The 8,324-nt window shown below is 69.2% G+C and carries 6 protein-coding genes and 2 pseudogenes; 7 read left to right on the plus strand and 1 reads right to left on the minus strand.

Features of this window, described 5'->3' with window-relative positions; genetic code table 11:
* Nucleotides 1-301 (plus strand): annotated as a pseudogene (locus tag J1M40_RS12600) (hypothetical protein); the annotation flags it as partial.
* 49 nt (nt 302-350) lie between these two features.
* Nucleotides 351-911, plus strand: coding sequence for a hypothetical protein (locus tag J1M40_RS12605; RefSeq protein ID WP_241252020.1), 561 nt, complete (start codon nt 351-353; stop codon nt 909-911).
* A 9-nt stretch (nt 912-920) separates the two neighbouring features.
* On the opposite strand, the gene J1M40_RS02790 is transcribed toward J1M40_RS12605, so the two are convergent.
* Complete coding sequence (locus tag J1M40_RS02790; RefSeq protein WP_036338933.1) at nt 921-1,226, minus strand: GNAT family N-acetyltransferase; 306 nt, start codon at nt 1,224-1,226, stop codon at nt 921-923.
* Between the two features lie 411 nt (nt 1,227-1,637).
* Between J1M40_RS02790 and nrdH the strand changes: the two genes are divergently transcribed.
* The 5 genes and pseudogenes from nrdH to J1M40_RS02815 form a co-directional block, all read left to right on the plus strand.
* The gene (gene nrdH / locus J1M40_RS02795) at nt 1,638-1,883 is read left to right on the plus strand and encodes a glutaredoxin-like protein NrdH (RefSeq protein WP_036313172.1); all 246 of its coding nucleotides are present in this window, start codon (nt 1,638-1,640) and stop codon (nt 1,881-1,883) included.
* An 11-nt stretch (nt 1,884-1,894) separates the two neighbouring features.
* Complete coding sequence (gene nrdI / locus J1M40_RS02800) at nt 1,895-2,362, plus strand: class Ib ribonucleoside-diphosphate reductase assembly flavoprotein NrdI (RefSeq protein ID WP_004167610.1); 468 nt, start codon at nt 1,895-1,897, stop codon at nt 2,360-2,362.
* On the plus strand, nt 2,359-4,536 hold the full coding sequence (gene nrdE, locus J1M40_RS02805; protein ID WP_036381627.1) for a class 1b ribonucleoside-diphosphate reductase subunit alpha: 2,178 nt from the start codon (nt 2,359-2,361) through the stop codon (nt 4,534-4,536). The genes nrdI and nrdE overlap by 4 nt, the downstream gene beginning before the upstream one ends.
* Nucleotides 4,537-4,797: 261 nt before the next feature.
* Nucleotides 4,798-5,769, plus strand: a complete 972-nt coding sequence (gene nrdF, locus J1M40_RS02810) for a class 1b ribonucleoside-diphosphate reductase subunit beta (protein WP_036338940.1) — start codon at nt 4,798-4,800, stop codon at nt 5,767-5,769.
* A gap of 245 nt (nt 5,770-6,014) precedes the next feature.
* Nucleotides 6,015-8,324: pseudogene (locus J1M40_RS02815) on the plus strand (DNA polymerase III subunit alpha); the annotation flags it as partial.

Consider the following 8,324-nt stretch of genomic DNA (forward strand, 5'->3'; position numbering starts at 1 on the left):
CGCCTCACCCGCCCACCCCGCCGGATGGACCGCCGAGCACGGCCTGCCTGGCGGATCCTTCCTCGTGGCCAGCGCGGAGGGTGAGACCGGCGCCTCCTTCGGCACCGAGTTCGAGGTGGACGAGTCCGACGTCCGCCTGACGGTGGCTCCGGTGCTGGAGGGGGAGGCCCGCGGCGCCGAGACCGAGGTCCCGTTCACGTACGACGACGAGCTGGAGCGCGGTGACTTCGACGTCGCCGCGGCCCGGCGGAGCCTGGGCGAGTCGGGGACCGGCCCCGTCGTCTACGCCCTCTACCGCTGACCCGGGCGAGCCGCTGCGCGCCGACCAGCGTCATGAGCTCGGCTTCCACATGCTCCCCACCGCCTGGGACACCACCCTGCTCGCGGCGCCGGGGGAGCGACACGTGTTCATCTCCTCGAACACGGGCGATGAGGCAGCGCCGCTGACGCTCGTCGCGGGCCCGGCCGAGGGCCGGGCCGTCGAGGTGACGGAGGAGGAGACCGGCGGTCCGCGCGGCTACGTCTACCAGGCGCCCGAGGGCTTCACCGGATCCGACACCGTCACCCCGCGGGCCACGAGGGACGGCGTGACGACGACGCGGACGGTGACCGTGCGGTTCGGCGACCCCCGCGTGGACCTTTACGACTGGGAGAACGGGCGGATCCCGGGGTTCGTGACCTTCCCCGTGGCCGGTCTGTTCGACGACGCTCTGGCTCCGGGTCAGCCGGCCGATCCCGACACTCCCACCTCGCCGGCGGAGCCCGAGACCCCTGCGGACCCGGCCGACGGCGAGCACACGGTGCCGGACACGGTCGAGACCGGGCGTGGTCCGGCGGCGTGGCCCGTCGCCGTCGCGGTGCTGGCCGCGGGCGTCCTGGCCGTGGTGCGCCGGCACCGCGTCGCGGCCTGACCGCGCCGGTCAGCGGGGCGCGAGCAGCGCGCTCTTCTCCGGGTGCTCGTCGAACCACTGGGCGACGTACCAGCACATCGGCACGATGCGGCGGCCCCCTGCGGGGCCGCCGTTCGTCGCGATGTCCTCGACGGCGCCCGCGGTCAGCGCGGCGGCGTGGCCCCGGCCGCGGTGCACCGGGATGGTGAACGCGCGGTTCAGGGAGACGGCCGCGCCGTTGTCCCGGAAGTCGAGGACGGCGAGCAGTGTGCCGCCGTCGTGGAGCTCGTAGCGGGACTCGGCGTCATTGCGGGTGACGGTGGGGGAGGTGCTCATGCCGGGGCAACCCCCGGTGGTCACGGGGTATTCCGACGCCGGCCGGCGGCGGGCTCCTACATGTAGTGGTCCGCGGGGGCCGGACACGCCGCTCGCGGACGTGGCGAACCCGACTTTCCGGCTGTGGGAACCCGGCCCCGAGATCTCCACCGGCTGTGGACAGTCGACCTCGGTCCCGGCGTGTCCCGCATGTCCGCGCGGATCGTCTCGCACAGCAGGGTGTGGACAGGATGGGCAGAGGGTGGGGATACGTAACTACAGCGGTGTGACTACTACATGTAGGGATGGTTCCCGGCTGTGATCACTAGATGTAGTATCGACGCAGATGTTCGGCACGCCCCGTGATTCACCTCGCGGGCGCCGCGCCGACACCCGCAGACCACCAGAGACCACGAAGGAACAGGGATCGCCATGACCGTCACCGTGTACACCAAGCCGGCCTGCGTGCAGTGCAACGCCACCTACCGTGCACTGGACAAGAAGGGCATCGCCTACGAGGTCGTGGACATGTCCCAGGACCCCGCCGCCCTCGAGCGCGTCCGTGCCCTCGGCTTCATGCAGGCCCCCGTCGTCGTCACCGAGACCGACTCCTGGTCCGGCTTCCGCCCGGACAAGATCGCCGAGCTCGCCGAGTCCGCCGCGGCATCGGTGGCCTGACCGGAGTCGACATGACCGTCGCCGCGGACCCGAGCCACATCCGCTCGGCCGAGGCGCAGGGGCTCGTCCCCACCGACGCGGGACTGATCTACTTCTCCTCCGCCTCCAACTACACGCACCGCTTCGTCGAGAAGCTCGAGCTGCCCGAGGACCGGGTGGCTCGACTGCCGTTGATCACCCGGGAGCCCACCCTCGGGGCCACCGCCCCGTACGTCCTGATGACCCCCACCTACGGCGGGGGCAGCGGGCCGGGCGCGGTCCCGAAGCAGGTGATCAAGTTCCTCAACGTCCCGGAGAACCGTCACTGGATTCGGGGTGTGATCGCGTCCGGGAACACCAACTTCCATGAGGGCTACTGCCTGGCCGGCTACATCATCTCCCGCAAGTGCCAGGTGCCCCTCATGTACAAATTCGAGCTGATGGGCACGCCCGACGACGTCGAACGCGTCCGCGGCGGCCTGGAAGGACTGTGGACATGACCACCACCGCACCCACCGAGGCGGACCTCATCCGCCAGGCGAAGAACATGCCCGCCGAGTGGCAGAACCTCGGCTACCACGAGCTCAACGCCATGCTGAACCTCTACGGCGCCGACGGTCGCATCCAGTTCGAGGCCGACCACGCGGCCGCGCGCCAGTACTTCCTGCAGCACGTCAACACCAACACGGTGTTCTTCCACGACCTGGAGGAGAAGCTCGACTACCTGCAGAAGAACGACTACTACGAGACCGAGACGTTCGAGCAGTACCCCTTCGAGTTCATCCGGGGCCTGTTCGATCGTGCCTACAAGGCCAAGTTCCGCTTCCCGACCTTCCTCGGCGCGTTCAAGTTCTACACCTCGTACGCCCTGAAGACCTTCGACGGCAAGCGCTACCTCGAGCGCTACGAGGACCGCGTCGCCGTCGTCGCCCTCCACCTGGCCCGGGGCGACCAGGAGCTGGCCACCCACCTGGTGGACGAGATGATCGCCGGCCGCTTCCAGCCGGCCACCCCCACGTTCCTCAACTCGGGCAAGAAGCAGCGCGGTGAGCTCGTCTCCTGCTTCCTGCTGCGCATCGAGGACAACATGGAGTCGATCGCCCGCGGCATCAACTCCGCCCTGCAGCTGTCCAAGCGCGGCGGCGGCGTGGCCCTCTCGCTGACCAACATCCGCGAGCACGGCGCGCCCATCAAGCAGATCGAGAACCAGTCCTCCGGCGTCATCCCCGTGATGAAGCTCCTCGAGGACTCCTTCTCCTACGCCAACCAGCTCGGCGCGCGTCAGGGCGCCGGCGCGGTGTACCTCAACGCGCACCACCCGGACATCCACCGCTTCCTCGACACCAAGCGCGAGAACGCGGACGAGAAGATCCGCATCAAGACCCTCTCCCTCGGCGTCGTGATCCCGGACATCACGTTCCAGCTGGCGAAGAAGAACGAGGACATGTACCTGTTCTCGCCGTACGACGTCGAGCGCGTCTACGGGGTGCCGTTCTCCGAGATCTCCGTGACCGAGAAGTACTACGAGATGGTCGACGACGCGCGGATCAAGAAGACCAAGATCAACGCGCGCGAGTTCTTCCAGACCATCGCCGAGATCCAGTTCGAGTCCGGCTACCCGTACGTCGTGTTCGAGGACACCGTGAACGCCGCGAACCCGATCAAGGGCCGCATCACCATGTCCAACCTGTGCTCCGAGATCCTGCAGGTCTCCGAGGCCTCCGAGTACAACGAGGACCTGAGCTACGCCCACGTGGGCCAGGACATCTCCTGCAACCTCGGCTCGATGAACATCGCCAAGACCATGGACTCGCCGGACTTCGGCCGGTCCGTGGAGACCGCGATCCGTGCGCTGACGGCCGTGTCGGTCATGTCCGACATCCAGTCGGTGCCGTCCATCGCCAAGGGCAACGCCGCCTCCCACGCCATCGGCCTGGGGCAGATGAACCTCCACGGCTACCTGGCGCGCGAGCGCGTCCACTACGGCTCGGAGGAGGGCATCGACTTCACGAACATGTACTTCTACGCGGTGCTGTTCCACGCGCTGCGGGCCTCGAACCGGATCGCGATCGAGACCGGCCAGCGGTTCGGCGGGTTCGAGGACTCGAAGTACGCCTCCGGGGAGTTCTTCGACAAGTACACGGACCAGGAGTGGGCGCCCGCCACCGAGCGCGTCGCCGAGCTGTTCGCCGAGGCCGGCATCGCCCTGCCCACGCAGGACGACTGGCGTGAGCTGAAGGCCTCCGTCATGGAGCACGGCATCTTCAACCGCAACCTGCAGGCCGTCCCGCCGACGGGCTCGATCTCCTACATCAACAACTCGACCTCCTCGATCCACCCGGTGGCCTCGAAGATCGAGATCCGCAAGGAGGGCAAGCTCGGCCGCGTGTACTACCCGGCGCCGTACCTCACCAACGAGAACCTCGAGTACTACGAGGACGCGTACGAGATCGGCTACGAGAAGATCATCGACACGTACGCCGCGGCGACGCAGCACGTGGACCAGGGTCTGTCCCTGACGCTGTTCTTCAAGGACACGGCCACCACCCGTGACCTGAACCGCGCGCAGATCTACGCGTGGACGAAGGGCATCAAGACGATCTACTACATCCGCCTGCGCCAGCTCGCGCTGGAGGGCACCGAGGTCGAGGGCTGCGTGAGCTGCATGCTCTGACAGCCGGCCCTTCGTGGCGGGCAATCCCGCGTATTCCGCGCTTCTGAGCGCGCTTGCGCTCGATTTCCCGCCTCGAAGCGGGGCGGCGCGCACGGACGGACGGGGCGGGCCCACGACGTTGTGAGCCCGGACCTGCCCGAGTGGCTGCCGCTGCACCTGCGGGCCTAGACTGTCCCGGACCCGCGCCCCGCTGACCGTGCTCTCGCGAGCCCCCGGAATCCGCGGATTCTCAACGAATTCTTCTGAAGGATGTGCCCTGCCGTGACCGAGACCCAGCAGTCCCACCTCGTCGAGGCGATCAACTGGAACCGCATTCAGGACGAGAAGGACGTGGAGGTGTGGAACCGCCTCGTCAACAACTTCTGGCTGCCGGAGAAGGTGCCGCTGTCCAACGACGTCCAGTCCTGGTCCCATCTCACGGATGAGGAGCGACTGCTCTCCATGCGCGTGTTCACGGGCCTGACGCTGCTGGACACGATCCAGGGCACCGTGGGCGCCGTCTCCCTCATCCCGGACGCCATGACCCCGCACGAGGAGGCCGTCCTCACGAACATCGCGTTCATGGAGTCGGTGCACGCGAAGTCGTACTCCTCGATCTTCTCCACGCTGGCCTCCACCCCGGAGATCGACGAGGCGTTCCGCTGGTCTCGTGAGAACCGGAACCTGCAGGCCAAGGCCCGCCTGATCGTGGAGCGCTATGACGGCCAGGATCCGTACAAGAAGAAGATCGCCTCCACCCTGCTCGAGTCCTTCCTCTTCTACTCGGGCTTCTACTGGCCCATGTACCTCTCCGGGCACGCCCGCCTCACCAACACCGCCGACCTGATCCGCCTGATCATCCGCGACGAGGCGGTGCACGGGTACTACATCGGCTACAAGTACCAGCGGAGCATCGAGACCCTGCCGGAGGAGAAGCGGGAGGAGCTCAAGGCGTTCACCTTCGAGCTGCTGTTCGAGCTGTACGAGAACGAGGTCGAGTACACCCATGACCTCTACGACGCCGTCGGTCTGGCCGAGGACGTGAAGAAGTTCCTGCACTACAACGCGAACAAGGCGCTGATGAACCTGGGCTACGAGCCCATGTTCCCGGCCGAGACCACGAACGTGAACCCCGCCATCCTCTCCGCGCTCTCCCCGAACTCGGACGAGAACCACGACTTCTTCTCCGGCTCCGGCTCCTCCTACGTGATCGGCAAGGCCGAGAACACCGAGGACGAGGACTGGGACTTCTGATCCCGTCCGCCTGAGCCCCGTCCCGACGACGGCCGGTCGCCTCCCCGCGGAGGCGCCCGGCCGTCGTCGTCTCGCGGGGGCATCACACGTCGACACCCGGGCCCGCAGTATGACGCTGCGCGTCACCGCCCTGCCCGATGGAGCGCACACGCTGCGATACGCTTGGGCCCAGCTTCAGGAGAAGCGGCTGTGGACCCCGCCTCGGCGGGTCCACGTGGTCCCACGACGAGCCGCTCGCCAACCCCATGTTCACGGGTGGCAACGGACCGAGAAGCGGCCTGCCTCCGCTGCGTGCAGACCCCTCGAGGGGAGCCCGCGGTGACTGGGGGACGGGCAAGAGCAGCGTTCGAAAGGATCCCGGCCTCCGGCTCGGGGCGTCTCTCGCCCCCCGCCCGCCGTGCTGGCCCACCCCCGAGCTGTTCGTCCTCCTCGGCCCGGACTCGGACGTCGGCCGCCACCTGGCCCGCCGCCGGTACGCGGCCGGCCTCGCCGCCCTGCGCCGCTGGAAGGCGGCCCTGCCCGCAGGCAGCCCCCACGCCGACGTCGTCACGCATCTCTCCGCCCCCGGCCGCCGCCTCGACACCGGGCACGCCGTGAAGACCCTCCGCGCCGCCCGCCAGGCCCGCATCCCCGCCGTCCTGACCAACGCCGTGCGCTACGCGGCCCCGGACGGTGCCGCCACCGCGGACGTCCTCGACGCCGTCCGCGCCCTCAGCTCCCTCGACGCCCTCCACGACCTGCAGCCCAACGGGCAGGGCTGGCTCAAGTCCACCGCCGCCATGCACCGCATCGCCCACGAGGTCGCCTCCGCCGCCGACGACCGCCCCGCCCCCCTGCTCGAGGCCACCCGCCGCCTCGCCGAGGCCTGCGCGCTCGACCCCGAGACCGACCTCGGCTGGGGCGTGCCCCGCGTCCCCGAGGCCGCCGTCATCGGCATCGACGGCCCCCCGGAGCACGTGCTGCGCGAGCGCACCCGCACCGGCCTCCTCGCCCGCTACCCCCACCTCCACACCGGGGGAGGCCTCCCCGGCACCAGCCAGGCGGCCCGGGACCTGCAGGACCGCGCCGAGCACGAGCTCGGCATCATCACCCGACTCGGCTTCTCCTCCTACTTCCTCACCGTGGCCGCCGTCGTCGACCTCATCGAGGGCATGGGCATCCGCGTGGCCGCCCGCGGCTCCGGCGCCTCCTCCCTCGTCAACCACGCCCTGCGCATCTCCCATGTCGACCCCATGGCCAACGGCCTGATCATGGAGCGCTTCCTCTCCACCGACCGCTCCACCCTCCCGGACATCGACATCGACGTGGAGTCCGCCCGCCGCCACGAGATCTACCACGCCGTCGTCGATCGCTTCGGCGCCGAGCGCACCACCCTCATGAGCATGCAGAACGCCTACCGGGCCCGCGGCGCCGTCCGCGACGCCGGCCTCGCCCTCGGCATGCCCGAACCCGAGGTGGACGCCATCGCCAAGCAGCTCTGGCGCTTCTCCGCCTCGAACTTCCGCGAGGCCCTCCAGCGCATGCCCGAACTCGGCGGCCTCTCCCGCCGCATCGAGTCCGGCCGCGCCGAGGGCGACCGCCAGCTGGACCTGCTCGTCGACCTCACCGAACGCCTCGACCGCCTGCCCCGCCACATCTCCATGCACCCCTGCGGCGTCATCCTCGGCGACGCCACCCTGCTGCACCGCACCCCCGTCCAACCCTCCGGCATGGGCCTGCCCATGAGCCAGTTCGACAAGCACGACATGGACCCCATGGGCTTCCTCAAGCTCGACATCCTCGGCGTGCGCATGCAGTCCGCCATCGCCTACACGATCGCCGAGGTCGAACGCACCACGGGCGAGCGCATCGACCTCGAACAGGTGCCCCTCGACGACCCCGCCACCTACGCGATGATCCGCACCACCCACACCCTCGGCTGCTTCCAGATCGAGTCCCCGGGCCAGCGCGAACTCGTCGGCAAACTCGCCCCCCGCGAGTTCAACGACCTCACCGTGGACATCTCCCTCTTCCGCCCCGGCCCCATGCAGTCCGACATGGTCCGACCCTTCCTCGAACAGCGGCACGGCTGGGCACCCGCCCACTACCCGCACCCCGACCTGCGGCCCGTCCTCGCCGAGACCCACGGGGTCACCGTCTTCCACGAACAGGTCCTGCGCACCATGGACGTCATGACCGGCTGCGGACTGGCCCGCGCCGACGAGCACCGCCGCCTCCTCGGCGGCCCGCAGGAACACCTCGTCGAAGAGGCCTTCCGCACCGGCGCCCTCGCCCGCGGCTACTCCCTCGAAGTCATCGACGAGGTCTGGGCCACCCTCTCCGCCTTCGGCTCCTTCGGCTTCTGCAAGGCCCACGGCGCCGCCTTCGCCGTCCCCACCTACCACTCCGCCTGGCTCAAGACCCACCACCCCGCCGCCTTCATGGCCGCCATCCTCGAACACAACCCCGGCATGTACCCCGCCCGCCTCATGGTCGCCGAGGCCCGCCGCATGGGCATCCCCGTCCTCCCCGTGGACGTCAACGCCTCCTCCCGCCACGTCCACGTCGAATGGGTC

Origin of the sequence: Micrococcus sp. KRD026, from assembly GCF_017168445.1 — a bacterium.
Classification (GTDB): domain Bacteria; phylum Actinomycetota; class Actinomycetes; order Actinomycetales; family Micrococcaceae; genus Micrococcus; species Micrococcus luteus.